The organism is Hydrogenophaga sp. FG152 (assembly GCF_057809615.1).
The window spans coordinates 177,670-201,816 of the sequence record NZ_JBMDKH010000005.1 but is presented as its reverse complement, the minus strand read 5'-3'; the positions used below and the strand labels follow the sequence as shown (position 1 = coordinate 201,816).

Below are 24,147 nucleotides of genomic sequence, written 5' to 3'. Positions count from 1 at the left end.
GCGCGCTCGCGGAACGAAGGGGTGCCGCGCTCACAGCTCGAGCTCGGCGATCAGGGGCAGATGGTCCGACATGCGCGACCACACCCGGCCGTGCGGCACGTGGGCCGAGACCGGCCGCAGGCCGCGCGCGAAGATGCGGTCCAGGTGCAGCAGCGGCAGGCGCGACGGGTACGTCGCCAGGCGAATCCCCTCGAAGGTGCGCAGATCCAGCGCCGCCATGGGCCGCAGCAGCTGCGCACCCCAGTCGTTGAAGTCGCCCGCCACCACCAGCGGCGCGCTCGGCGGCACGGCGGTGGCGATGTATTCGCCCAGGCGCTGCACCTGGCGCTCGCGGCTGGCGTGAATCAGGCCCAGGTGCACCACCACCACGTGAACATCGACGCCCTCGACCAGCAACTGCACGTGCAGCAGGCCGCGCTGCTCGAAACGGTGGTCAGACACGTCGGAGTGTTTGGTGTCGATCACCGGCCAGCGCGAGAGCAGCGCGTTGCCGTGTTCGCCGTGGCGCGTGATCGCGTTGGTCCGGTAGACCGATTCGTAGCCCTCGGGGGAGAGATAACCCGCCTGATCGAGCTCGGGCCAGCGGGTGAAGTGTTTTTCGAGCTTGCGGTTGTGGCGCCGCACCTCCTGCAGGCACACGATGTCGGCGTCGAACTGTTCCACCGCGTGGGCGATGTTGTGGATCTCCAGCCGACGCCCTGGCCCGAGGCCTTGCACACCCTTGTGGATGTTGTAGGTCGCGATCCTGACGATGCTCATGGGCAAATCATGCCACCAAGGCGGGGCAGCCAGGCGATGGCTTCGGCATTGGATGGCGAGAAGCAGCGTTCCGCAGCCTGCGCCCAGGGCAGCCACACCTGGTCGCGGTGTTCGCGTGGGCTCAGCCGCACCAGCACCGCGTGGGGAATGCACAGGCCGAACAAGTGCTCTGTGTTGTGCGTGACGCCGGGCGCGTAGCGGTGCCGCCACTGCGGGTAGATCTCGTACACGTTTTCAAGCCCCCAGTCGTTCAGCGCGTGGCCGGGCGCATAGGCATCGAGGCCGGTCTCTTCCTGCACCTCGCGCACCGCCGTGGCCTCGAAGCCCTCGGCCTCGGTGTCCTTGGAGCCGGTGACCGATTGCCAGAAACCGGGCGCATCGGCGCGCTCGATCAGCAACACCTCCAGCGCCGGGGTGTGAATCACCACCAGCACCGATTGCGGAATCTTCACGGGACGAACAGGTGGTTCAGCGCCATGGGGACGGCGATTTCGCGCCGACCCCACGAAGGCCCTGCACGAACTTCCAGGCCGACCACAGCCGCATGCCGAAGCCGGCCGCACGGCGCGGGCGCCACACCGCCAGCAGCAGGCTGCCGGCGGTGGCGATCAAGGGGTTGCCGCGCAACCACAGCAGGGCGTCCTGCAGGCGGTCCACCCAGGTCAGCGCGGGCTGCACCGCCTGCAACTCGGTCGTGATCTGCCGGCGAAGCTGCTGCGAGCGCAGCACCAACCGCTCCCGCCGCATCGCCAGCACGACCGCACGCGGGTTCAAGCGTCCTCCTTGGCGGCGCGCAGGCCTTCACGGTCCTGCCGGAGTTCCTCGACGCTGGCCGAGAACAGGTAGGTGCCGGAACGCACGCGCTCCCGCGCCAGCCAGGCGGCCACGCCGCCGGTGACAAGGAACAACCCGGTGAAGATGCCCAGCGCCAACAGGCGGTGGGTGTCCCAAAGGGCCACGGTGATCAGCAGCGCCAGCAGCACCACGCCCAGGCTGAGGAAGGCCACGGCCACCGCGCCATAGACCAGCAGCGCGCCGACGCGCAGCACCTCTTCCTGTGCCTCGATGCTGAACAGCTCCAGCCGGATCTGCACCAGTTCCAGGACGGTGGAGGCCAGTCCCCGGAGAGACGACGAAAAACGCGGCGGCGTGGCCATGGCGCGGGCGGCCCCGATCAGCGGCGGCTGATGAGCAGGCCGACCAGCAGGCCCACACCGGCGGCGGCGCCGATCGCGGACCAGGGGTTTTCGTGCACGTAGTCGTCGGTCGCGCGGGCCATTTCCAACGTCTTTTCCTTGATGGCTTCCTCGGCATCCGCCAACTTGTGGCGAGCGTCGCGCAGGTTCTCGTTGATGCGGTCGCGCAGTTCCACCACCTTGCCTTCGGTCTGGTGGGCCGTGGCTTGCATCAACTCTTCGGCGTCGGCGATCACGCGCTGGAGGTCGGCCACGAGCTTGTCCTTGCCATCGAGGGCGGTCGTACGAATCTTGGGCATGAGAGACTCCTTTTCAAAAGGCCATGTTACTCCCAAGGAATGGCGATATTTGAAGGCAGATCACTGCAATCAGCGCATTGATACAAGAAAAAGGGGCGCACTCGGCGCCCCTTTCGGAGGTGTCCTACAGACAGGCTCGTCAGGCGGATTTCGCCAGGTCCACGTTGCGCAGACGGATGTGCAGCTCGCGCAGTTGCTTCTCGTCCACCGGGCTGGGGGCCTGGGTCAACAGGCACTGGGCGCGCTGGGTCTTGGGGAAGGCGATCACGTCGCGGATGGACTCGGCACCGGTCATGAGCGTGACGATGCGGTCCAGGCCGAAGGCCAGGCCGCCGTGGGGCGGCGCGCCGTACTGCAGCGCGTCCAGCAGGAAGCCGAACTTGAGCTGGGCTTCCTCGGGTGTGATCTTGAGCGCGTCGAACACCTTCTGCTGCACGGCCGCCGTGTGGATGCGGACGGAACCGCCGCCAATTTCCCAGCCATTGAGCACCATGTCGTAACCCTTGGCGATGCACTTCTCGGGCGCGGTCACCATCCAGTCCTCGTGGCCGTCCTTCGGCGCGGTGAAGGGGTGGTGCACCGCGGTCCAGCGGTCGGCTTCCTCGTCGTGTTCGAACATCGGGAAGTCCACCACCCACATGGGCGCCCAGCGGTCTTCGAACAGGCCGTTCTTCTTGCCCAGTTCGCTGTGACCGATCTTCAGGCGCAGCGCGCCGATGGCGTCGTTGACCACCTTGGCCTTGTCGGCGCCGAAGAAGATGATGTCGCCGTTCTGCGCGCCGGTGCGCGAGAGGATGTCGGCCACGGCCTTGTCGTGCAGGTTCTTCACGATCGGGCTCTGCAGGCCGTCGCGGCCCTGGGCGGCGTCGTTGACCTTGATCCAGGCCAGGCCCTTGGCGCCGTAGATCTTCACGAACTCGGTGTAGGCGTCGATCTCGCTGCGGCTCATGTCGGCGCCGCCGCGCACGCACAGCGCGACCACGCGGCCACCCTTCATGGTGGCGGGTGCCGAGAAGACCTTGAAGTCCACGTCGCCCATCACGTCGGTGAGTTCGGTGAACTCGAGCTTCACGCGCAGGTCGGGCTTGTCGGAGCCGAAGCGATGCATTGCTTCGCTGTAGGCCATGATGGGGAACTCGCCCAGGTCCACGCCCAGCGTGTTCTGGAACACCGTCTTGATCATGCCCTGGAACATGTCACGGATGTCTTCCTCGGTCAGGAACGAGGTTTCGATATCGATCTGGGTGAACTCGGGCTGGCGGTCGGCGCGCAGGTCTTCGTCACGGAAGCACTTGGTGATCTGGTAGTAGCGGTCGAAGCCGGCCACCATCAGCAGCTGCTTGAACAGCTGGGGCGACTGCGGCAGCGCGAAGAAGTGGCCGTCGTGCACGCGGCTGGGCACGAGGTAGTCGCGCGCGCCTTCGGGCGTGCTCTTGGTCAGCATCGGGGTTTCGATGTCGATGAAGCCGTTGGCGTCGAGGAACTTGCGCACTTCCATGGCCACGCGGTAGCGCAGCATCAGATTGTTCTGCATGTAGGGGCGGCGCAGGTCGAGCACGCGGTGCGTGAGGCGCGTGGTCTCCGACAGGTTCTCGTCGTCGAGCTGGAACGGCGGCGTCACCGAGGCGTTGAGCACCTTCAGTTCGTGGCACAGCACCTCGATCTGGCCGCTCTTGAGCTTGTCGTTGGTGGTGCCCGCGGGGCGCGCGCGCACCACGCCGGTGACCTGCACGCAGAACTCGTTGCGCACGTCCTCGGCGGTCTTGAACGTCTCGGCGCGGTCGGGGTCGCAGACCACCTGCACATAGCCTTCGCGGTCGCGCAGGTCGATGAAGATCACGCCACCGTGGTCGCGGCGGCGGTTGACCCAGCCGCACAGCTGAACGGTTTGGCCCAGTTGGGCTTCGGTCACCAGACCGCAATAGTGGGTACGCATCGCCATTTCGACTCTTCTTTCAACAGGTTCGCGGACAGGCCCGCGGGAGAACATTCAGGAGGTTTCGGTGATGGCGCCATCGGCGGCCACCTTGAAGTGCGGGTTCTTCGGCCCGCCGGGCACGATCACGCCCATGGAGACGACGTAGGTGAGCGCTTCGTCCACGCTCATCTGCAGCTCCACGCAGGCGCTCTTGCGCACCATCACGAAATAACCGCCGGTGGGGTTGGGCGTGGTGGGCACGTACACGCTGAAGAACTCATCGTGTTCGGCGCCGCCGGGCATGGACTGGAGGTGGGTCAGGACGTCGCCCGCAGGAGAGCCGGTCAGGAAGGCGATGGTCCACATGCCTTCGTGCGGCCATTGCACCAGCATGGCCTTGCGAAAGGCATTGCCCTTCTCGGAGAACAGCGTGTCGGAGACCTGCTTGACGCCCGAATAGATGGAGCGCACCACCGGGATGCGGTGCAGCATGGCGTGCCACCAGCTCACCAGCTTGTTGCCGATGATGTTGGAAGCCAGCGCGCCGATGGACAGCACGACCACCAGGGCGAACAGCACGCCCAGGCCCGGGATGTGCACCCCCAGCAGCTGATCGGGCTGCCAGCTGGTGGGCAGGATGCGCAAGGTCTGGTCGAGCGTGCTCACCACCCACTCCAGCACCCAGAGGGTGATGATCAGGGGCACCAGGACCAGCAGGCCCGAGAGCAGCCATTTGCGCAAGGAAGGCATCAGGACAGGCTCAGGTGGAGGACGCGGGCGGGCCGGCGGGCGCCGTTGCCGGCGCCGGTGCGGCGGCCGGTGCCGGGGCGGCATCGGCCTTGGCCGGCGCGGGAGCCGCGGCATCGCCGGCCGTGGCAGGCGCGGTCGCGGTCGCGGTGGCGGGCTTGCTGCCTTCGCGGAAGTCGGTCACGTACCAGCCCGAGCCCTTGAGCTGGAAACCGGCCGCCGTCAGCTGCTTCTTGAAGCTGGCCTGGCCGCAGGCCGGGCAGACGGTGAGCGGATCGTCGGAGATTTTCTGCAGCACGTCCTTGGCATGGCCGCAGGACTCGCACTTGTAGGCATAGATAGGCATGGCGTGGACCGGAATGAGGGCTGGAGCGCCTCGGGGAATCGGACCCCGGAGGGCGCCGGACGTTCCCGTGCGGGACGTGGAACAAAACCCGTCATTATAAATTGAGGGTGTGTCCCGCGTGCGCCGGGCGTCGGCGCCCGGCGGCCCCCACCTACCAGAGCCGGACCCGCACCAGCACCTGCATGACGATCAGGCCCAGCACGAAGCCAATACCACCGTAGATGATGCTCTGCAGCAGGCGGTTGGTGCGGCGCTGCTCGGCCACCAGGGTGTCGAGCTCGCGCCGCAGTTCGTGCGGCTTGTGCTGCAGGTAGTCGTGCAGCAGGCGCGGCAGGGCCGGCAGCAGCTTGGCGTACTGCGGCGCCTCGGCCTTGAGTTGCTGCAACAGCTTCTGGGGGCCGACCTGCTCCACCATCCATTTCTCCAGGAACGGCTTGGCCGTGCTCCAGAGGTCGAGCTCGGGGTCGAGCTGGCGCCCCAGGCCCTCGATGTTGAGCAGGGTTTTCTGCAGCAGCACGAGCTGGGGCTGGATTTCCACGTGGAAGCGGCGCGAGGTCTGGAACAGGCGCATCAGCACCATGCCGAGCGAGATTTCCTTCAGCGGACGGTCGAAATAGGGTTCGCACACCGCGCGGATGGCCGATTCGAGCTCATCCACCCGCGTTTCGGCGGGCACCCAGCCCGATTCGATGTGCAGCTCGGCCACGCGCTTGTAGTCGCGCCGGAAGAAGGCGGTGAAGTTCTGCGCCAGGTATTCCTTGTCGAACTCGGTGAGCGTGCCCACGATGCCGAAATCGAGCGAGATGTAGCGCCCGAAGGTGGCCGGGGCGGTGCTGACCTGGATGTTGCCCGGGTGCATGTCGGCGTGGAAGAAACCGTCGCGGAACACTTGGGTGAAGAAGATCGTGACACCATCGCGCGCGAGCTTGGGAATGTCCACGCCCAGGGCGCGCAGCTCCTCGACCCGGTTGATGGGGGTGCCGTGCATGCGCTCCATCACCATCACCTCGGTGTGGCAGTAGTCCCAGAGCATTTCCGGGATCAGCACCAGGTCCAGCCCCTGCATGTTGCGGCGCAGCTGGGCTGCGTTGGCGGCTTCGCGCAGCAGGTCCAGCTCGTCGTGCAGGTATTTGTCGAACTCGGCGACCACCTCGCGCGGCTTGAGGCGCTTGCCGTCGGCCGACAGCCGCTCGACCCAGCCGGCCATCATGCGCATGAGGCTGAGGTCCTTGTCGATCACCGGGCGCATGTTCGGGCGCAGCACCTTCACCGCGACCTCGCGCCCACCGTGGCGGCCATCCAGCAGGGTGGCGAAATGCACCTGGGCCACGGAGGCGCTGGCCACCGGCACCCGCTCGAAATGGGAAAAGACGGAGGACAGGGGCTTGCCGAAGGCGCGCTCGATGTTGGCAACCGCGACCTCGCTGGGGAACGGCGGCACCCGGTCCTGCAAGCGCGCGAGTTCATCGGCGATGTCGGGCGGCAGCAGATCGCGCCGCGTCGACAGCACCTGGCCGAACTTCACGAAGATCGGGCCCAGGCGCTCGAGGGCCTCGCGCAGGCGGGCGCCACGGGGCGCGTCCAGGTTGCGGCCGATGGAGACGATGCGGGTGAGCAGGCGGATGGCCGGGCGCTCGAAGCTGGAGAGCACCAGCTCGTCCAGGCCGTAGCGCAACACCACCCAGACGATGAAGGCGCCGCGAAAGAGCCGGCTCATGCCGCGGTTCCGTCGGCGCGCGGAGGCACCGACGCATCGCCACCGGGGGCCGCGCGCGGCGCACGACCAGCTGGCAGGCGCTCCACGAAGGCCTTGACAGCCTGGGCCGCCGACTGGGCGAAGCGAGCCAGCGTGTGGGCGGTGGCGTCACCCACGATGCGGGAGAGATCTTCCTCCACGTCCCAGCGCACGTTGTCCACCAGCCAGGCCACCTCGGCGGCGAGCTGCACGTCGCCCTGGATGTCCACGCCCGGTTTCTGACCGGCCAGCACGCTCTGGGCCAACGCCAGCGGCGAGCGCTGGGTGAGCGTGACGCTCAGTTCGGGCGTCGCATCGGGCGCACAGCGCTCCAGCAGGCCGGCGGCGCTGGGCGCGAGCGTGAGGTGGAAATCGCCCCACTGGATGCGCACGGGCTTGCCCTTCTGGCGGCGCAGGCGGTCCTGGGCCGCTTTTTCCTGCATCAGCACGTGGTTGAGGAACAGCACCACGCGGTTCTGCAACTCATCCACCACCCATTCGGGCGGGCGGATCGCGCCGAGCAGCGATTGCAGGAAGTTCAAGGGGGCGGCGGCCGCACCGGCCCCGGAAGAAGAATCGGGTGGTTCATTTTTCATGACCACCCGATTTTGACGGATAAAGCGCGAGGCACGGCGTCAGCGTGCATCAGCCGGGCTGGCGAGGCAGCCCCTGCGGCATCACTGCAGCGCTTGCACGCCCGCCACCAGCCAGCCGCCCGGGCCGTTCTTCGGGCGGGTGATGTTCCAGACTTCGCGGAACGGGTTGGGACCGGCGGACGCGTCCTCGCGGATGAGACCGGAGAACTCGACACTGGCCATGTACTCGCCCTGCAGTTCCTCGATGCCGAGCAACTGCGCGTCCAGCATGACGACCTCGGTCTTGTTGGCCCCACCGCGGGCTTGCTCGCGCTCGGCCAGCTGGCCGCGGATCTGCTGGAGCATGTCGTCGGTCATCATCGCGCGCAGCGCAGGGATGTCGGAACGGTCCCAGGCATCCTGCAGGCTCACGAAGTTGGCCTTGGAGGCCTTGAGGAAGCCCTCGGCATCAAAACCGGCGGGAACGCCCCAGCTCTGGCTGCCGCCAAGCGCCGAACCGATCATGGAACCGCCGACAGGGCGGTGGGAGTGGTCCAGCGCGGCCGGGCCGCTGCGCTCCCAGGGCCGGGCCGAGGCATCGTTGCCGACGTTCTGCGGGCTGTAGCTGCGCGGCGTGGCCGGGTCGTACTGCGACTGGCCGGCCGGGCCTGCGCCTTGGTAGGCCATGCCACCCGGAGCAGCCGCCGCGGGCGCGCGGCGGCGCATCACCATGCCGATCACCGCCATGACCACCATCGCCAGCAGGGCGAACAGCAGGATCTGGCCAAAGGCTTCGCCCAGGCCCAGGGAAGAGGCCAGCCAGGCCAGGCCCAGACCGGCGGCCAGGCCACCGAGCATGGCGCCCCAGGGCCGCTTGGGCGCCGCCGCGGCAGCCGGATTGGCGGTGGCCGGACGGGCCGCCGCCGCGTTCTGGGCAGGCGCCTGCTGCGGCGCGGCCTGCTGGGACGGCGGCGCGCTGCTGCGCTGCGTCACGTTGCCCGACTGTTTGCCGAACGACGCGCCACCGCCCATGCGCTTGGCCCACACATCCTGGGTGCCCAGCGCCATCGCGAACACCAGCAACACCGACCACAATTTGTTCATGCTTTTGCCTCCTTCAAACAACAGAGAACCTGAAAAACCCATTCAACACTTGATGCCCATGTGCAACGCCACCACCCCGGCGCTGAGGTTGTGCACGTCCACATGGCCAAATCCGGCCGTGCGCATCATCTGCCGCAACTCTTCCTGCCCCGGGTGCATGCGGATGGACTCCGCGAGGTAGCGGTAGCTGCTCTCGTCGTTGGCCACCAGCTTGCCCAATTTGGGCAGCACGTTGAACGAATACCAGTCATAAGCCTTCTCGAGCGGTTTCGCCACCCGGGAAAACTCCAGCACCAGCAATTTGCCCCCCGGCTTGAGGGTCCGATGCATTTCAGCCAGTGCAAGTTCCTTGTGCGTCATGTTGCGCAGGCCGAAAGCCACCGAAACAAAATCGAACGACTCGTTGGCGAACGGCAGCTTCTCGGCGTCGCACACCATGCTGGGCAGCACCACGCCCAAATCAAGCAGGCGCGAGCGGCCCTCGCGCAGCATGGCCTCGTTGATGTCGGTGTGCACCACGCGACCGGTGGGGCCCACCTTGCGGGCAAACGCCAGCGAGAGGTCGCCGGTGCCACCGGCGATGTCGAGCACCTGCTGGCCCGGCTGCGGGTTGGCCACGGTGATGGTGTAGCGCTTCCAGAGGCGATGCAGCCCGGCCGACATGAGGTCGTTCATCACGTCGTATTTGGGTGCGACCGAGTCGAACACGCTGCGCACGCGCTGCGCCTTCTCGCCTTCGTCGACGGTCTTGAAACCGAAATGGGTGGAGGCCATGGTGGAATTTCCTCGCTTCAGTGGCTGCCGCAGGCGTGGCCACCCTTGTCCGGCATGGGGGCGTCGCGCTCCACGCCGGCAGCCTGCAGACGTTCCAGGTACTCGGCCCACAGGTCGGCCTGCTTCGAACCCAGGAAATACAGGTAGTCCCAGGAGAAGATGCCCGAGCTGTGGCCGTCGGAGAAGGTGGGCTGCACCGCGTAGTTGCCGACCGGCTCCAGCGCCAAGACCCCGACCTCGCGCTTGCCAGTCTGCAGCACCTCCTGGCCCTTGCCATGGCCCTGCACCTCGGCCGAAGGGGAATAGACCCGCATCAGCTCGAACGGGATCTTGAACTCGCTGCCGTCGGAAAAGCCGATTTCCAGCACCCGCGACTGCTGGTGCAGGGTGATCGACTGCGGCGAGGGGGTGTTCTTGTCGAGGCCGGCCATGAAAATCTCCGTTGTCGGTCGGGTCAGACGAGCACGCGCTCGATGCCGCCTTCGTTGGCCTTGGCCACGTACTCGGGCAGCCACTCTTCGCCCAGGATCTGGCGCGCCATCTCCACCACGATGTAATCGGCTTCCAGCAGGCCGGACTTGAGGTCGTCGCCATAGCGGCTCAGGCCTTGCAGGCAACTCGGGCACGAGGTGAGGATCTTGACGTTGTCGTTCGCGCCCACGGTGCCGGCGGCGCGCAGGGCGGCTTCGCCCTTCTGGATTTCCTCTTCCTTGCGGAAACGGACCTGGGTCGAAATGTCGGGCCGGGTCACGCCCAGCGTGCCCGATTCGCCGCAGCAACGCTTGCTCTCCACCACGTTGTCGCCCACCAGCGCCTTGACCGTCTTCATCGGGTCCTGCAGCTTCATCGGCGTGTGGCAAGGGTCGTGGTACAGGTAACCACCCTGCCCGGCCGGCAAGGTGATGCCCTTTTCCAGCAGGTACTCGTGGATGTCGATGATGCGGCAGCCCGGGAAGATCTGGTCGAACTCGTAACCCTGCAGCTGGTCGTAGCAGGTGCCGCAGCTCACCACCACGGTCTTGATGTCCAGGTAGTTGAGCGTGTTGGCGACCCGGTGGAACAGCACCCGGTTGTCGGTGATCATCTTCTCGGCCTTGTCGAACTGGCCGCTGCCACGCTGCGGGTACCCACAGCACAGGTAGCCCGGTGGCAATACCGTCTGCACGCCGGCATGCCAGAGCATGGCCTGGGTGGCCAAGCCCACCTGCGAGAACAGGCGCTCCGAGCCACAGCCCGGGAAGTAGAACACCGCCTCCGTCTCGGCCGTGGTGGCCGAGGGGTTGCGGATGATGGGCACGTAGTCCTTGTCTTCGATGTCCAGCAAGGCGCGGGCGGTCTTCTTGGGCAGGCCACCGGGCATCTTCTTGTTGATGAAGTGGATCACCTGCTCCTTGATCGGCGCGGGGCCCAGGGTGGCCGGGGGCGCGCCGGTCTGCCTGCGCGCGAGGCGCTGGAGCAGGTCGTTGGCCAGGCGCTGGGCCTTGAAGCCCGCGCCCACCATGGCACCGCGCACGAACTTGATGGTCTCGGGGTTGGTCGCGTTCAGGAAGAACATGGCCGCCGCATTGCCGGGCCGGAAGCTCTTCTGGCCCATCTTGCGCAGCAGGTTGCGCATGTTCATGGTCACGTCGCCGAAGTCGATCTTGACGGGGCAGGGGCTCAGGCACTTGTGGCACACCGTGCAGTGGTCGGCCACGTCCTCGAACTCTTCCCAGTGCTTGATGCTGATGCCGCGGCGGGTCTGCTCTTCGTACAGGAAGGCCTCGACCAGCAGCGAGGTGGCCAGGATCTTGTTGCGCGGGGAATAGAGCAGGTTGGCGCGTGGCACGTGCGTGGCGCACACCGGCTTGCACTTGCCGCAGCGCAGGCAGTCCTTGACGCTGTCGGCGATGGCGCCGATCTCGCTGCGCTGCATGATGATCGATTCGTGCCCCATCAGGCCGAAGCTGGGCGTGTAGGCGTTGGACAGGTCGGCGCTGCGCAGGCTGGCGTCGCCCACCGGCCCCTGGCGCAGCAGCTTGCCCTTGTTGAAGCGACCCTCGGGGTCGACGCGTTGCTTGTAGTCCGCGAAGGGTTGCAGCTCCTCGTCGGTGAGGAACTCCAGCTTGGTGATCCCGATGCCGTGTTCACCCGATATCACACCGTCGAGCTGGCGCGCGAGCACCATGATGCGCGCCACAGCCTCGTGCGCGGTCTGCAGCATCTCGTAGTCGTCGCTGTTGACCGGGATGTTGGTGTGCACGTTGCCGTCACCAGCGTGCATGTGCAGCGCCACCCACACGCGGCCCTTGAGCACGCGCTGGTGGAGGGCGGTGCATTCGGCCAGCAAGGGGCCGAACGCCGCGCCAGAGAAGATGGCCTGCAGCGGCGCGCGGATCTGCGTCTTCCAGCTCGCGCGCAGGCGGTGGTCCTGCAGCTGCGGGAACAGCGCATCCAGGTCGCTCAGCCAGCCCGCCCAGAGCGTGCGCACTTCGCGCACCAGGGCCAGCGCCTGCTGCACGCGGTCTTCCAGCAGCTCGGCGCTGGGGATGTCGCTGGCGTCGTCGGTCTTGCCCAGCGGCAGGTTGCCCCTGGCGAAGAAGGCCTCGAGCGCGTCGGCCAGCTTGATCTTGTTGCGCAGCGACAGCTCGATGTTGATGCGCTCAATGCCCTCGGTGTACTCGCCCATGCGCGGCAGCGGGATCACCACGTCTTCGTTGATCTTGAAGGCATTGGTGTGCCGGCTGATGGCTGCCGTGCGCTTGCGGTCCAGCCAGAACTTCTTGCGCGCCTCGGCGCTGATGGCCACGAAGCCCTCGCCGCTGCGCGAATTCGCCAGGCGGATCACTTCGCTGGTGGCACGCGCCACGGCATCGGCGTCGTCGCCCACGATGTCGCCGATCAGCACCATCTTGGGCAGGGTGCCGCGCTTGCTCTTGGTGGCGTAGCCCACGGCCTTGAGGTAACGGTCGTCGAGGTGCTCCAGGCCGGCCAGGATGGCGCCGCCCGGGCGCTTCATCTCGCCGAACATGAAGTCCTTGATGTCCACGATGGACGGCACGCAATCCTTGGGATTGCCGAAGAACTCCAGGCACACGGTGCGCACGTGGTCGGGCATGCGGTGCACCACCCAGCGCGCGCTGGTGATCAGGCCATCGCAACCCTCCTTCTGGATGCCCGGCAGGCCACTGAGGAACTTGTCGGTCACGTCCTTGCCCAGGCCTTCCTTGCGGAAGGTCTTGCCCGGGATCACCAGTTGCTCGCTGCGCACCGGGGTCTTGCCGTCGGCCTCGAAGTACTGGAGCCCGAAGGTCGCGACCTCGGCGTCGTGGATCTTGCCCAGGTTGTGGTCCAGCCGGGTGACTTCCAGCCACTGGGCCTGCGGTGTGACCATGCGCCACGACACCAGGTTGTCCAGCGCCGTGCCCCACAGCACGGCCTTCTTGCCGCCTGCGTTCATGGCGATGTTGCCGCCAATGCATGAGGCCTCGGCCGAGGTCGGATCCACCGCGAACACGTGACCCGCGCGGTCGGCGGCGTCGGACACGCGCTGGGTCACGACGCCGGCTTCGGTCCAGATGGTGGGCAACGGCTTGTCGTGCCCGGGCACCTTCACCCACTCCACCTCGGTCATGGCCTCGAGCTTCTCGGTGTTGATCACCGCGCTCTTCCAGGTCAGCGGAATCGCGCCGCCCGTGTAGCCGGTGCCACCCCCTCGCGGGATGATGGTCAGGCCGAGCTCGTAGCAGCCCTTGACCAGCAAGGCCATTTCCGTCTCGGTGTCGGGCGTGAGCACCACGAAGGGGTATTCCACGCGCCAGTCGGTCGCGTCGGTCACGTGCGAGACGCGCGAGAGGCCGTCGAACTTGATGTTGTCCTTGGCCGTCAGCCGGCGCAGCGCCTTGGTGGCGCGCTGGCGCAGCGCGGCCATGTCCTGAAACGAGCGGGAGAACTGATCAACCGCCGCGCGGGCCGCCGTGAGCAACTCGGCCACCAGGCCATCGCGCACCGCGTCGTCCTGTGGCGTGCGGCGTTTCTGCACTTCGGCCAGCCGGTGGTGCAAGGCGTCCACCAGCTGTTGGCGGCGCTTGGGGCTGTCGAGCAGGTCGTCCTGCAGGTAGGGGTTGCGCTGCACCACCCAGATGTCACCCAACACCTCGTACAGCATGCGGGCGGAGCGGCCCGTGCGGCGCTCACCCCTCAGCTCGTCCAGCAGGCCCCAGGCGCGCTCGCCGAGCAAGCGCAGCACAATTTCACGATCCGAGAAGGAGGTGTAGTTGTAGGGAATCTCGCGCAAACGTGGCGCATCGTCGGTGGCGGTGGCGAGCAACGAAAGCGGTGTGGGTGCGTTCATGTGTGTGGCAGTCGCCAGCATGACAGTAAAGAACCCAGGATGGTACCGCAGCGCAACATTCACCCACCCCCCCTGTGGAAACCCCTGTTGTCACACCTGGGAAACGCATGTGCAATCGTTTTGACATATCGGAGCCCTACCCTACCCCCATCGGTTTCCGACCATCCATTCCAAGGAGCAACACCCATGCACAAGCGTTTTCTTCCCTTGACCGGCGCCCTGGCGCTCGCCGCCCTGATGAGCGGCCCGGTCCACGCCCAGGCGCCGACCGAGATCCAGTGGTGGCACTCGATGAGCGCAGCGCTTGGCGAGTGGGTCAATGACCTGGCCAAGCAGTACAACGCCAGCCAGAGCCAGTACAAGGTGGTGCCCACGTACAAGGGCACGTACGACGAGTCCATGACGGGTGCCATTGCCGCCTTCCGCGCGGGCAATGCGCCGCACATCCTGCAGGTGTTCGAGGTCGGTACCGCGACCATGATGGCCAGCAAGGGCGCCATCGTGCCCGCCGCCAAGGTGCTCAACGACGGCGGCTTCAAGTTCGACCCGACGCAGTACGTGTCGGCCGTGGCCGGCTACTACACCGCCCCCAACGGCCAGATGCTGAGCTACCCGCTCAATAGCTCGACCACCATCTTCTACTACAACAAGGACGCCTTCAAGAAGGCCGGCCTGGACCCCGAAAAAGCGCCCAAGACCTGGCCCGAAGTGTTCGCCGCCGCCTCCAAGCTCAAAGCCAGCGGCCACGCCTGCCCGTTCACCACCAGCTGGATCAGCTGGACGCAGCTGGAGAGCTTCTCGCTCTGGCACAACACCCTGTTCGCCTCCAAGAACAATGGTTTCGACGGCAACGACGCACAGCTGATGATCAACACGCCGCTGCACGTGCGCCACTTCGAGAACCTCGCCAAGGCCTCCAAGGAAGGCAGCTTTGTCTACAAGGGTCGCGGCAACGCGCCCGACGCCTCCTTCCCCTCGGGCGAGTGCGCCATGATCACGGGCTCGTCGGGCCTGTATGCCCGCGTGTCCAAGGACGCCAAGTTCGCCTACGGCATCTCCGCCCTGCCCTATTACGCCGATGTCAAGGGTGCGCCCCAGAACACCGCCATCGGCGGTGCCAGCCTGTGGGTGATGGCCGGCAAGAAGCCTGCGGAGTACAAGGGTGTGGCCGATTTCCTGAACTTCCTGAATGACACCCGCGTGCAGGCCGCCAGCCACCAGCGCACCGGCTACCTGCCAGTGACCACCGCAGCCTACAAGCTGACCGAGGCATCCGGCTTCTATGAAAAGAACCCGGGCACCGACGTGGCGGTGACGCAGATGATCCGCAAGGCCACCGACAAGTCGCGCGGCATCCGCTTGGGCAACTTCGTTCAGATCCGCACCATCATCGACGAGGAAACCGAGCAGATCTGGGCCGGCAAGAAGTCGCCCAAGGAAGCGCTGGACACCGCCGTGACACGAGGCAACGAGCAGCTCGTGCGTTTCGCCCGCGCCAACAAGTAAATTCTGGCCCGAAGCCTGACGATGCCCGCCAGTCCTTTGGTCGGCATCGATAGCCCGCCACTCTGCAGACCCCCGCGGTTTGCACAGCGGCGGGTTGTCTTTTTGACAGACTGAGAAAGACTGGACATGGAAAAGCGCGTGCTCTTTCGCTCTGCGTGGTTGCCCTGGGTGTTGCTGGCGCCGCAGTTGGCCATCATCAGCATCTTCTTCTTCTGGCCGGCAGGTCAGGCCCTGGTGCAATCGTTCCAGGTGCAGGATTCGTTCGGCTTTTCCAAGGAGTGGGTGGGGTTCGAGAACTTCAGAAACCTTTTCGAAGACCCGAGCTACCTGGCCTCCTTCAAGACCACGGCCTTCTTCTCGGTGCTGGTCGCGGGTTTCGGCATTGCCATTTCGCTGGTGCTGGCCATCTTCGCCGACCGCATCATCAAAGGCGCACTGGCCTACAAGACCGCGCTGCTGCTGCCCTATGCCGTGGCTCCGGCGGTGGCTGGCGTGCTCTGGATGTTCATGTTTTCGCCGTCGCTCGGCGTGGTGGCCTACATGCTGCGCCAGTCGGGCTTCGACTGGAACCACATGCTCAATTCCGACCACGCGATGACGCTGATCGTGATCGCGGCGGTGTGGAAGCAGATCTCCTACAACTTCCTGTTCTTCCTCGCGGGGCTGCAGTCGATCCCCAAGTCGCTGATCGAGGCCGCCGCCATCGACGGCGCGGGGCCCTGGCGCCGGTTCTGGAGCATCCAGTTCCCGTTGCTGTCACCCACCACCTTCTTCCTGCTGGTGATCAATGTGGTGTACGCCTTCTTCGACACCTTCGCCATCGTGGACGCGACCACGCAGGGCGGCCCGGGCCGCGACACCGCGATCCTGGTCTACAAGGTCTACCACGACGGCTTCAAGGCCATGGACATGGGCGGCTCGGCCGCGCAGTCGGTGGTGCTGATGGTGATCGTCATCGTGCTCACGGTGATCCAGTTCCGCTACGTCGAGAAGAAAGTGCAGTACTGACATGGTTGAACGCAGTCCTTATCTGACGCTGCTGTCGCACCTGATCCTGGTGCTCGGCGTGCTCATCGTCGGCTTCCCGCTGTACCTGGCGTTCGTGGCGTCCACCCACACCGCGCAGGACATCGTGCAAGCCCCCATGCCTTTGCTGCCCGGCAGCAACTTCTGGCAGACCTACCGCGACACCCTGTTCGGCGGCGGCAGCGGCCCGGGCTCCAGCGCGCCAGTGGCGCGCATGATGTGGGTGAGCCTGGTCACGGCGCTCGTCATCACCTTCGGCAAGATCGCCATCTCGCTGCTGTCGGCCTTCGCCATCGTCTACTTCCGCTTCCCGTTCAAGGGCATCTGCTTCTGGCTGATCTTCATCACGCTGATGCTGCCCGTGGAAGTGCGCATCGGCCCGACCTACCAGGTGGTGTCCGACTTGGGCATGCTCAACACCTACGCGGGCCTGACCGTCCCCCTCATCGCCTCCGCCACCGCGACCTTCCTGTTCCGGCAGTTCTTCCTCACGGTGCCGGACGAACTGGTGGAAGCCGCGCGCGTGGATGGCGCTGGCCCGATGCGGTTCTTCAAGGACATCCTGGTGCCCTTGTCGCGCACCTCGATCGCCGCGCTGTTCGTGATCCAGTTCATCTACGGCTGGAACCAGTACCTGTGGCCGTTGCTCGTCACCACCTCGGAAGAGATGTACCCGGTGGTGATCGGCATCAAACGCATGATCGCGGGCGGCGACGCCGGCAACGAGTGGAACATCGTGATGGCGACCGCGCTGCTGGCCATGCTGCCGCCCGCGCTCGTGGTGATCTTCATGCAGCGCTGGTTCGTCAAGGGACTGGTGGACACCGAAAAATAACCCGGCAACCGACAACAATCCGAACCCAACAACGCCATGGCCTCTCTCTCACTTCGCAACATCGTCAAGCGCTACGGCATCGGTCCCAAGGCCAACCAGGTCATCCATGGGGTGAACGCCGAGATCCAGGATGGCGAGTTCGTCGTCATCGTCGGGCCTTCTGGCTGCGGCAAGTCCACGCTGCTGCGCATGGTCGCGGGCCTGGAGGAAATCTCCGGTGGTGAACTTCGCATCGGCGACCGCGTCGTCAACAACCTGGAACCGGCCCAGCGCGACATCGCCATGGTGTTCCAGAACTACGCGCTCTACCCGCACATGACGAACTTCGACAACATGGCCTACGGCCTGAAGATCGCCAAGGTGCCCAAGGAAGAGATCCGCGCCCGTGTGGACAAAGCCGCCAAGATTCTCGAACTCGGCCACCTGCTCGAGCGCAAGCCGCGCGAGCTCTCGGGCGGCCAGCGCCAGCGCGTGGCCATGGGGCGCGCGATCGTGCGCCAGCCACAGGTCTTCCTGTTCGACGAGCCGCTCTCCAACCTGGACGCCAAGCTGCGTGCCCAGACCCGACTGGAAATCCAGAAGCTGCACCGCGAACTGGGCATCACCTCGCTGTTCGTCACGCACGACCAGGTCGAAGCGATGACGCTGGCCGAACGCATGATCGTGATGAACGCGGGCAACATGGAGCAGTTCGGCACGCCAGAAGAGGTCTACTCGCGCCCGGCCACGACCTTCGTGGCCAGCTTCATCGGCTCGCCGCCCATGAACCTGCTGAAACACGCGCCAGGTGGGCGCCCCGGCAGCATCCTGGGCATCCGGCCCGAGCACCTGGACGTGGGCGACACCGGCTGGGCGCTGCAGGTGGAAACCGTGGAACTGCTGGGCGCCGAGCGCCTGGTGCACGCCCGCCTGGGCGACGAAATGCTGATCATCCGCACCCACGAGGACCAGGGCGCGCCGGCCATCGGCAGCACCATCCATGCCCAGCCGCGCGAGGACCGCCTGCACTGGTTCAACGCCGAGACCGGCCAGCGGCAATGAGCGCGGGAGAACAACGGGGCCACTGGCCCTACCCGCACTGGGTTGCCCACCGCGGCGCCGGCAAGCTGGCGCCCGAAAACACGCTCGCCGCCTTCCGCCTCGGGGCCTCGCACGGCTACCGCATGTACGAATGCGACGCCAAACTCAGCGCCGATGGTGTGGTCTTCCTGCTGCACGACGCCACCCTGGAGCGCACCACGAACGGCAGCGGCGTGGCCGGTGAGCGCCCCTGGGGCGAGCTGAGCCAGCTCGACGCCGGTGGCTGGCACTCGCGCGCGTTCGCGGGCGAGCCCCTGGCCACCCTGGAAGCCGTGGCCCGCCACTGCCAGGCGCAGGGCCATTGGCTCAACATCGAGATCAAACCCACACCCGGCACGGAGCTGGCCACGGGGCGCGCCGTGGCGGAAGCGGCCGCGCGGCTCTGGGCCAGCGACGCGCCACGCACGCCCTTCCTCACCTCGTTCCAGCCCGACGCGCTGCAGGGCGCGCGGGAAACCGCTCCCCACCTGCCGCGCGGTCTGCTGCTCGACACCCAGCGGGAAGGCTGGCGGGACATGGCGCAATCTTTGGGGTGCGTGGCGGTGGTGTGCAACCACGCCCTGTGGGACGCCAGCACCGTGGCCCAGGCCCGGGAAAGCGGCCTGCGCACCCTGGCCTACACCGTGAACGACGAATGGGCCGCGCAGCGGCTGCTGGACCTGGGTCTGGACGGCATCATCACCGACCGCATCGACCTGTTTGCGCCCGGGCGCTGAGGCGAAGCGCTCAGCGCTTGCGGTGCAGCCACCAGGCCAGCGTGCCCTGAACGAACACCAGGGCGGCGTAGGTGGCCATCTTGCCGTCACGGCCAAAGAACACCAGCCCCGCCAGCAGCACCACCACACCGGCCACAACCAGCATGAAGGCCTCCAGGCCGGCGCCCTGCGCCGCACGGCCGGCCCGGCGGAAGCGGGGCACCGTCCATAGGACCAGGGCCATGAAAACGGCGGGGGCGATGAAGCCGGCGATGTGCCCGAGGAAGGCCAAAGGCGTCATTCGAAGCGGGCGGCGGCGTGCATAAGGGTTCAATTTTATAATCACCCCATGTCTGTCTGGGCCCTCGGCATCAACCACAACACGGCTCCGCTCGATCTGCGGGGCCGTTTTGCGTTTGCGCTCGACCAGATCCAGCCCACTTTGCACGGCTACCGCCAGAGCCTGGCACGCCAGCCCGAGGCCACCCTGCTGTCCACCTGCAACCGCACCGAGCTGTATGGCGCGGGCGACCAATCGGCGGTGGACCCCACCCTGGACTGGCTGGCGCAGACCGGCGGCGTGAGCGGCCAGGTGCTGCGCGACCACGCCTACATCCTGCGCGACGACCAGGCCGCGCGCCATGCCTTCCGCGTGGCCAGTGGCCTGGACAGCATGGTGCTGGGCGAAGCCCAGATCCTCGGCCAGATGAAGGACGCGGTGCGCGCTGCCAGCGACGCGGGCGCCCTGGGCACCACCCTGCACCAGCTGTTCCAGCGCTCGTTCGCCGTGGCCAAGGAAGTGCGCAGTTCCACCGAGATCGGCGCCCACTCCATCAGCATGACCGCCGCTGCGGTGCGCCTGGCGTCGCAGCTGTTCGAAGACCTGCGCGACATCAAGGTGCTGTTCGTCGGCGCGGGCGAGATGATCGAACTGGCCGCCACCCACTTCGCGGCCAAGACGCCCAAGGGCATGGCGATCGCCAACCGCACACTGGAGCGCGGCGAGAAGCTCGCCAGCCGCTTCGGCGCGCAGGTGATGCGGCTGGCCGACGTGCCCGACCGTCTGCACGAGTTCGATGCCGTCATCAGCTGCACCGCAAGCACGCTGCCCATCATCGGCCTGGGCGCCGTGGAACGCGCGCTCAAGAAGCGCCGTCACCGGCCCATGTTCATGGTTGATCTGGCGGTACCGCGCGACATCGAGGCCGAGGTCAAAGCCCTGCCCGACGTCTACCTCTACACCGTGGACGACCTCGCCGCCGTGGTGCAGACCGGCAAGGACCATCGCCTGGCCGCCGTGGCGCAAGCCGAGGCCATCATCGATGCGGGGGTGCTCAGCTTCATGCACTGGATGGAGCAGCGCGACCCGGCCCACGGCGTGGTGCCGCTGATCCAGCAGATCAACGCCCAGGCCGACGAATGGCGCGCCGTGGAAATGGCGCGCGCCCGCCGCCTGCTGGCCAAGGGCGAGCCGGTGGAAGCCGTGCTGGAAGCGCTCTCGCGCGGCCTCACGCAAAAAATGCTGCACGGCACCCTGGCCGAACTGCACACCGGTGACAGCGCCACACGGGCCGCCACCGCGCAGACCGTTTCGCGGCTGTTCCTGCGCGACGAACCGCTCAAACCCCCGCGCAACGCGCAAAACTAGCTGACCCGGCCCGCGCACGGCGTTGCGGGCCCGCGCCCGTGCCGGCGTGCAGGGTCTCCGTGCCCCACCATGAAACCCTTCGTCCGAGACACCCTGCTGCGCCAGCGAGCCCGACTGCACGAGCTCGATGCGCTGCTGTCCGCGCCCGACGTCGTCGACCAGATGGACCGCTTCCGCGCGCTGAGCCGCGAACACGCCGAGGTCTCCACGGTGGTCGAGGTGTTCAACCGCTATCTCCAACGCGAGACCGACCTGGCGACAGCGCGGGAAATGCTCGACGACCCTGACATGGCCGAGATGGCGCAGGAGGAAATCCTCAGCGCCGAGGCCGACCTGGCGCAACTGGACACCGATTTGCAGCAACTCCTGCTGCCCAAAGACCCGGACGACGAGCGCAACGCCTTCGTCGAGATCCGCGCCGGCACCGGCGGCGACGAGTCGGCCCTGTTTGCCGGTGACCTGGCCCGCTTGTACACGCGCTACGCCGAAAAACAGCGCTGGCAAGTGGAAACCGTGAGCGAGTCGCCCAGCGAGCTCGGTGGCTACAAGGAAGTGGTGCTGCGCATCGCGGGCCCCGGGGCCTACGGGCGGCTGCGCTTCGAATCCGGCGGCCACCGGGTGCAGCGCGTGCCCGCCACCGAGACCCAGGGCCGCATCCACACCAGCGCGGCCACCGTGGCGGTGATGCCCGAGCCCGACGAGACCCAGGCGGTGCAGCTCAACCCGAGCGAGTTGCGCATCGACACCTTCCGCGCCAGTGGCGCGGGCGGCCAGCACATCAACAAGACCGACTCCGCCGTGCGCGTGACCCACCTGCCCACCGGCATCACCGCCGAGTGCCAGGACGGCCGATCGCAGCACAGCAACAAGGCCAAGGCGCTGCAGGTGCTCACGGCGCGTTTGCAGGAAAAGGAGCGCAGCGAACGCGCAGCCGCCGAGGCCGCCACGCGCAAAGGCCTGATCGGCAGTGGCGACCGCAGCGACCGCATCCGCACGTACAACTTCCCCCAAGGCCGCCTGACCGACCACCGCATCAACCTGACGCTCTACAAGGTGCTGCAGGTGATGGAAGGTGATCTGGACGAGGTGATCCACGCCCTGCAGGTCGCGCGCGGCGCCGAGCTGCTGGCCGAGCTCGAACAACGCAACAGCGCATGAGCACCACGCTGCGCGAGACCCTGGCGAATCTGCAGCGCGCCGGCCTGGACCGGATCGACGCGCAGATGCTGCTGCTGCTGGCCCTGCAGCGCAGCCCGCACGACCGCGCCTGGCTGCTGGCGCACGACGGCGACGCGATGGACGCCGAGGCGGCCGCCCGCCTCGCGGCCCTGGTGCAACGCCGCCGGCACGGCGAGCCCATGGCCTACCTGCGCGGCGACCAGGAATTCTTCGGCCTCACGCTCCAGGTGGACCCGCGCGTGCTCGTGCCACGGCCCGACACCGAAACCCTGGTGAGCTGGGCGCTGGATGTGCTGGATGCGCTGCCGGCAGCCGCCCGCGTGCTCGACCTGGGCACCGGCAGCGGCGCCATTGCGCTGGCCCTCAAGGCCCAGCGCCCGGCCGCCGTGGTCTCAGCCACGGACGCCAGCCCAGATGCGCTGGCCGTCGCCCGTGAGAACGCCGATCGGCTGGGCCTGGCGGTGGATTTCCACCTCGGGCATTGGCTCACCGCGGTGCCGGCACAGCACTTCGACCTGATCGCCAGCAACCCGCCCTACATCGCCGAAGGCGACGCCCATCTGGCGGCGCTCGGCCACGAGCCCGGCTCGGCCCTCACCGCTGGCCCCGACGGCCTGGACGACATCCGCGCCTTGGTGTCCACCGCGCCCGCCGCCCTGAACCCGGGGGGCTGGCTGCTGCTCGAGCATGGGCACGACCAGGCCGGTGCGGTGCGCAGCCTGCTCCAGGCGGCTGGCTTCACACAGGTCGGCAGCCGCGCCGACCTCCCGGGCATTGAGCGCTGCAGCGGCGGCCAGTGGCCGCAGCGGCGATAATGTGAGCCGTTTCCGGGTCTCTCCAGACCCTTCCGCAGAAGGACTTTCAGCCATGAGCGACGCGCAAACCCGAATCGACCAGCTGGTCAAATCCCACGACATCGTGTTGTTCATGAAGGGCAACGCGAGTTTCCCCATGTGCGGCTTCTCCGGCCGTGCGATCCAGATCCTCAAGGCCTGTGGCGTCGAGACGAAAACGCTGACCACCGTCAACGTGCTCGAGGACGACGGTATCCGCCAGGGCATCAAGGAATACAGCAACTGGCCCACCATCCCGCAGCTCTACGTCAAGGGTGAGTTCATCGGCGGCTCGGACATCATGATGGAGATGTACCAGTCCGGTGAACTGCAACAGGTCATCAACGGCGAAGCCTGATCCTGTTTTCTCTCGTGCACCAGCCAGGGCCACCTTCGGGTGGCCTTGTTGTTTCTGGTGCGCGATTTCGCACACCTCGTGCCCATCTTTCGGAATGCGGTGACTTTGCCGGGCATTTCTGCATTGAGGTCGGGCATGTTGTGTGCTTGAATGAAATCGCCACCGAACCTCAAGGAGAATCGCATGAGCTCTCGCAGCCTGGTCGCTTCACCCTCCCTCGGTCTGCCCATCGCCCAGATGCGCAGCGTGTTCAGCGCCGACGACGTCGAGCGCAAGCTGGCCCACCTGCAGGCCAGCGGCAACGAACGCGACTACGAAAGCCTTCGCAACACCTGGCAGCGCATGCTGGAGCGCGGCCCCCAGCGCTTCGCGGTCAAGCCCTCGGGCGTGCCCGACATGGCACCGCTCTACGACCTGCTGCCCAATTTTGGTGAGGTGCTCGACGATGTGAAGCGCCACGTGGCGCTGAGCCAGGACAGCCGAGACAGCCTGGAGGTCACGCCCATCCTGCTGCTGGGCCCGCCGGGCGTCGGCAAGACCCATTTCGCGCGCCAGCTCGCCGACCTGCTCGGCACGAGCATGAGCCTGGTGCCCATGAGTTCCATGACGGCCGGCTGGCTGCTCTCGGGTTCGTCCTCGCAGTGGAAAGGCGCCAAGCCCGGCAAGGTGTTCGAGGCGCTGGTGGACGGGCAGTACGCCAACCCGGTCATCGTGGTGGACGAGATCGACAAGGCGGCCGCGGACGCGCAGTACGACCCGCTGGGTGCGCTCTACAGCCTGCTGGAACACGACACGGCGCAGAGCTTCGTCGACGAATTCGCGGAAGTGCCGATCGACGCCAGCCAGGTGATCTGGGTCACCACGGCCAACCACGAGCGCGGCATCCCCGAGCCCATCATGAACCGCATGAACGTGTACGAGATCGCGCCGCCCTCACCCGAGGCGGCTCGCAAGATCGCGGCCCACCTCTACCGGGGCATTCTGGGCGAACACGACTGGGGCCAGCGTTTTGACCCCGAGCCGGCCAACGACGTGCTGGATCTGCTGGCGACGCTTGCGCCGCGGGAGATGCGCCGCGCGCTCGTCACCGGCTTTGGCAATGCGCGGCTGGACAACCGCTACCGCATCGAGCCCGAAGATCTGCCTCGCGCGGGCGCAGGCAAAGGCCGCATCGGCTTCCTTCAGTAGACAGACTGGCGCG

General features: G+C 66.8%; 25 protein-coding genes. 10 read left to right on the top strand and 15 right to left on the bottom strand.

Annotated features, from left to right (window positions below):
- Positions 1–30: 30 nt before the first annotated feature.
- The 14 genes from ACODTB_RS08325 to ACODTB_RS08260 form a co-directional block, all read right to left on the bottom strand.
- Entirely contained in the window at positions 31–759 is a 729-nt protein-coding gene (locus ACODTB_RS08325; RefSeq protein ID WP_291114956.1) for an endonuclease/exonuclease/phosphatase family protein, read from the bottom strand.
- The gene (gene nudB / locus ACODTB_RS08320) at positions 756–1,211 is read right to left on the bottom strand and encodes a dihydroneopterin triphosphate diphosphatase (protein WP_291114954.1); all 456 of its coding nucleotides are present in this window, start codon (positions 1,209–1,211) and stop codon (positions 756–758) included. The genes ACODTB_RS08325 and nudB overlap by 4 nt, the downstream gene beginning before the upstream one ends.
- Before the next feature lie 16 nt (positions 1,212–1,227).
- Entirely contained in the window at positions 1,228–1,533 is a 306-nt protein-coding gene (locus ACODTB_RS08315; RefSeq protein WP_291114952.1) for a YqjK family protein, read from the bottom strand.
- Positions 1,530–1,916 (bottom strand): phage holin family protein, encoded by a 387-nt coding sequence (locus ACODTB_RS08310; protein ID WP_291114950.1) that lies wholly within the window; start codon positions 1,914–1,916, stop codon positions 1,530–1,532. Before ACODTB_RS08310 ends, ACODTB_RS08315 begins: the two co-directional genes overlap by 4 nt.
- Before the next feature lie 17 nt (positions 1,917–1,933).
- Positions 1,934–2,254, bottom strand: coding sequence for an ElaB/YgaM/YqjD family protein (locus ACODTB_RS08305; protein ID WP_291114948.1), 321 nt, complete (start codon positions 2,252–2,254; stop codon positions 1,934–1,936).
- Between the two features lie 139 nt (positions 2,255–2,393).
- Positions 2,394–4,196, bottom strand: a complete 1,803-nt coding sequence (gene aspS / locus ACODTB_RS08300; protein ID WP_488929241.1) for an aspartate--tRNA ligase — start codon at positions 4,194–4,196, stop codon at positions 2,394–2,396.
- A 48-nt stretch (positions 4,197–4,244) separates the two neighbouring features.
- Complete coding sequence (locus ACODTB_RS08295; protein ID WP_291114944.1) at positions 4,245–4,922, bottom strand: DUF502 domain-containing protein; 678 nt, start codon at positions 4,920–4,922, stop codon at positions 4,245–4,247.
- Positions 4,923–4,932: 10 nt separating this feature from the next.
- Entirely contained in the window at positions 4,933–5,265 is a 333-nt protein-coding gene (locus ACODTB_RS08290; protein WP_291114942.1) for an FmdB family zinc ribbon protein, read from the bottom strand.
- Positions 5,266–5,416: 151 nt separating this feature from the next.
- Positions 5,417–6,982 carry a ubiquinone biosynthesis regulatory protein kinase UbiB gene (ubiB, locus tag ACODTB_RS08285; RefSeq protein ID WP_291114940.1) on the bottom strand — a complete coding sequence of 522 codons (1,566 nt, stop codon included), beginning with the start codon at positions 6,980–6,982 and terminating at the stop codon, positions 5,417–5,419.
- Positions 6,979–7,596, bottom strand: a complete 618-nt coding sequence (locus tag ACODTB_RS08280) for a hypothetical protein (RefSeq protein ID WP_488929240.1) — start codon at positions 7,594–7,596, stop codon at positions 6,979–6,981. Before ACODTB_RS08280 ends, ubiB begins: the two co-directional genes overlap by 4 nt.
- An 81-nt stretch (positions 7,597–7,677) precedes the next feature.
- Positions 7,678–8,679: a Tim44 domain-containing protein gene (locus ACODTB_RS08275; RefSeq protein ID WP_291114936.1), complete on the bottom strand. Its 1,002-nt coding sequence runs from the start codon at positions 8,677–8,679 to the stop codon at positions 7,678–7,680.
- A gap of 42 nt (positions 8,680–8,721) precedes the next feature.
- The gene (ubiE, locus tag ACODTB_RS08270; RefSeq protein ID WP_291114934.1) at positions 8,722–9,453 is read right to left on the bottom strand and encodes a bifunctional demethylmenaquinone methyltransferase/2-methoxy-6-polyprenyl-1,4-benzoquinol methylase UbiE; all 732 of its coding nucleotides are present in this window, start codon (positions 9,451–9,453) and stop codon (positions 8,722–8,724) included.
- Positions 9,454–9,470: 17 nt separating this feature from the next.
- Positions 9,471–9,884 (bottom strand): gamma-butyrobetaine hydroxylase family protein, encoded by a 414-nt coding sequence (locus tag ACODTB_RS08265; RefSeq protein ID WP_291114932.1) that lies wholly within the window; start codon positions 9,882–9,884, stop codon positions 9,471–9,473.
- Positions 9,885–9,907: 23 nt separating this feature from the next.
- Positions 9,908–13,786 (bottom strand): DUF3683 domain-containing protein, encoded by a 3,879-nt coding sequence (locus tag ACODTB_RS08260; RefSeq protein WP_291114930.1) that lies wholly within the window; start codon positions 13,784–13,786, stop codon positions 9,908–9,910.
- A 186-nt stretch (positions 13,787–13,972) separates the two neighbouring features.
- On the opposite strand from ACODTB_RS08260, the gene ugpB reads away from it, so the two are divergent.
- From ugpB to ugpQ, 5 genes are all read left to right on the top strand, one after another.
- A complete protein-coding gene (ugpB, locus tag ACODTB_RS08255) occupies positions 13,973–15,292 on the top strand; it encodes a sn-glycerol-3-phosphate ABC transporter substrate-binding protein UgpB (protein ID WP_291114928.1) in 1,320 nt (439 codons plus the stop codon).
- A gap of 126 nt (positions 15,293–15,418) precedes the next feature.
- Complete coding sequence (gene ugpA, locus ACODTB_RS08250; RefSeq protein ID WP_291114926.1) at positions 15,419–16,300, top strand: sn-glycerol-3-phosphate ABC transporter permease UgpA; 882 nt, start codon at positions 15,419–15,421, stop codon at positions 16,298–16,300.
- Position 16,301: 1 nt separating this feature from the next.
- Complete coding sequence (ugpE, locus tag ACODTB_RS08245; RefSeq protein WP_291114924.1) at positions 16,302–17,153, top strand: sn-glycerol-3-phosphate ABC transporter permease UgpE; 852 nt, start codon at positions 16,302–16,304, stop codon at positions 17,151–17,153.
- A 36-nt stretch (positions 17,154–17,189) separates the two neighbouring features.
- Complete coding sequence (gene ugpC, locus ACODTB_RS08240; protein ID WP_291114922.1) at positions 17,190–18,194, top strand: sn-glycerol-3-phosphate ABC transporter ATP-binding protein UgpC; 1,005 nt, start codon at positions 17,190–17,192, stop codon at positions 18,192–18,194.
- Positions 18,191–18,949 carry a glycerophosphodiester phosphodiesterase gene (gene ugpQ, locus ACODTB_RS08235; RefSeq protein ID WP_291114920.1) on the top strand — a complete coding sequence of 253 codons (759 nt, stop codon included), beginning with the start codon at positions 18,191–18,193 and terminating at the stop codon, positions 18,947–18,949. Before ugpC ends, ugpQ begins: the two co-directional genes overlap by 4 nt.
- 10 nt (positions 18,950–18,959) lie before the next feature.
- On the opposite strand, the gene ACODTB_RS08230 is transcribed toward ugpQ, so the two are convergent.
- Positions 18,960–19,229: a hypothetical protein gene (locus ACODTB_RS08230; protein WP_291114918.1), complete on the bottom strand. Its 270-nt coding sequence runs from the start codon at positions 19,227–19,229 to the stop codon at positions 18,960–18,962.
- Between the two features lie 48 nt (positions 19,230–19,277).
- On the opposite strand from ACODTB_RS08230, the gene hemA reads away from it, so the two are divergent.
- The 5 genes from hemA (at position 19,278) to ACODTB_RS08205 (ending at position 24,134) form a co-directional block, all read left to right on the top strand.
- On the top strand, positions 19,278–20,576 hold the full coding sequence (gene hemA / locus ACODTB_RS08225) for a glutamyl-tRNA reductase (RefSeq protein WP_291114916.1): 1,299 nt from the start codon (positions 19,278–19,280) through the stop codon (positions 20,574–20,576).
- Positions 20,577–20,645: 69 nt separating this feature from the next.
- A complete protein-coding gene (prfA, locus tag ACODTB_RS08220) occupies positions 20,646–21,734 on the top strand; it encodes a peptide chain release factor 1 (protein WP_291114914.1) in 1,089 nt (362 codons plus the stop codon).
- A complete protein-coding gene (gene prmC / locus ACODTB_RS08215) occupies positions 21,731–22,570 on the top strand; it encodes a peptide chain release factor N(5)-glutamine methyltransferase (protein WP_291114912.1) in 840 nt (279 codons plus the stop codon). Before prfA ends, prmC begins: the two co-directional genes overlap by 4 nt.
- 52 nt (positions 22,571–22,622) lie before the next feature.
- Positions 22,623–22,946 (top strand): Grx4 family monothiol glutaredoxin, encoded by a 324-nt coding sequence (gene grxD / locus ACODTB_RS08210; RefSeq protein WP_291114910.1) that lies wholly within the window; start codon positions 22,623–22,625, stop codon positions 22,944–22,946.
- Between the two features lie 183 nt (positions 22,947–23,129).
- On the top strand, positions 23,130–24,134 hold the full coding sequence (locus tag ACODTB_RS08205; RefSeq protein WP_291114908.1) for an AAA family ATPase: 1,005 nt from the start codon (positions 23,130–23,132) through the stop codon (positions 24,132–24,134).
- Positions 24,135–24,147 lie beyond the last annotated feature (13 nt).

Bases quoted from the DNA above. Each gene is read 5' to 3' on its own strand.
- ACODTB_RS08325 (WP_291114956.1), bottom strand. From the start codon at position 759: ATGAGCATCGTCAGGATCGCGACCTACAACATCCACAAGGGTGTGCAA.
- ACODTB_RS08310 (WP_291114950.1), bottom strand. From the start codon at position 1,916: ATGGCCACGCCGCCGCGTTTTTCGTCGTCTCTCCGGGGACTGGCCTCC.
- ACODTB_RS08305 (WP_291114948.1), bottom strand. From the start codon at position 2,254: ATGCCCAAGATTCGTACGACCGCCCTCGATGGCAAGGACAAGCTCGTG.
- aspS (WP_488929241.1), bottom strand. From the start codon at position 4,196: ATGGCGATGCGTACCCACTATTGCGGTCTGGTGACCGAAGCCCAACTG.
- ACODTB_RS08295 (WP_291114944.1), bottom strand. From the start codon at position 4,922: ATGCCTTCCTTGCGCAAATGGCTGCTCTCGGGCCTGCTGGTCCTGGTG.
- ACODTB_RS08290 (WP_291114942.1), bottom strand. From the start codon at position 5,265: ATGCCTATCTATGCCTACAAGTGCGAGTCCTGCGGCCATGCCAAGGAC.
- ubiB (WP_291114940.1), bottom strand. From the start codon at position 6,982: ATGAGCCGGCTCTTTCGCGGCGCCTTCATCGTCTGGGTGGTGTTGCGC.
- ACODTB_RS08280 (WP_488929240.1), bottom strand. From the start codon at position 7,596: ATGAAAAATGAACCACCCGATTCTTCTTCCGGGGCCGGTGCGGCCGCC.
- ACODTB_RS08275 (WP_291114936.1), bottom strand. From the start codon at position 8,679: ATGAACAAATTGTGGTCGGTGTTGCTGGTGTTCGCGATGGCGCTGGGC.
- ubiE (WP_291114934.1), bottom strand. From the start codon at position 9,453: ATGGCCTCCACCCATTTCGGTTTCAAGACCGTCGACGAAGGCGAGAAG.
- ACODTB_RS08265 (WP_291114932.1), bottom strand. From the start codon at position 9,884: ATGGCCGGCCTCGACAAGAACACCCCCTCGCCGCAGTCGATCACCCTG.
- ACODTB_RS08260 (WP_291114930.1), bottom strand. From the start codon at position 13,786: ATGAACGCACCCACACCGCTTTCGTTGCTCGCCACCGCCACCGACGAT.
- ugpB (WP_291114928.1), top strand. From the start codon at position 13,973: ATGCACAAGCGTTTTCTTCCCTTGACCGGCGCCCTGGCGCTCGCCGCC.
- ugpA (WP_291114926.1), top strand. From the start codon at position 15,419: ATGGAAAAGCGCGTGCTCTTTCGCTCTGCGTGGTTGCCCTGGGTGTTG.
- ugpE (WP_291114924.1), top strand. From the start codon at position 16,302: ATGGTTGAACGCAGTCCTTATCTGACGCTGCTGTCGCACCTGATCCTG.
- ugpC (WP_291114922.1), top strand. From the start codon at position 17,190: ATGGCCTCTCTCTCACTTCGCAACATCGTCAAGCGCTACGGCATCGGT.
- ugpQ (WP_291114920.1), top strand. From the start codon at position 18,191: ATGAGCGCGGGAGAACAACGGGGCCACTGGCCCTACCCGCACTGGGTT.
- ACODTB_RS08230 (WP_291114918.1), bottom strand. From the start codon at position 19,229: ATGACGCCTTTGGCCTTCCTCGGGCACATCGCCGGCTTCATCGCCCCC.
- hemA (WP_291114916.1), top strand. From the start codon at position 19,278: ATGTCTGTCTGGGCCCTCGGCATCAACCACAACACGGCTCCGCTCGAT.
- prfA (WP_291114914.1), top strand. From the start codon at position 20,646: ATGAAACCCTTCGTCCGAGACACCCTGCTGCGCCAGCGAGCCCGACTG.
- prmC (WP_291114912.1), top strand. From the start codon at position 21,731: ATGAGCACCACGCTGCGCGAGACCCTGGCGAATCTGCAGCGCGCCGGC.
- grxD (WP_291114910.1), top strand. From the start codon at position 22,623: ATGAGCGACGCGCAAACCCGAATCGACCAGCTGGTCAAATCCCACGAC.
- ACODTB_RS08205 (WP_291114908.1), top strand. From the start codon at position 23,130: ATGAGCTCTCGCAGCCTGGTCGCTTCACCCTCCCTCGGTCTGCCCATC.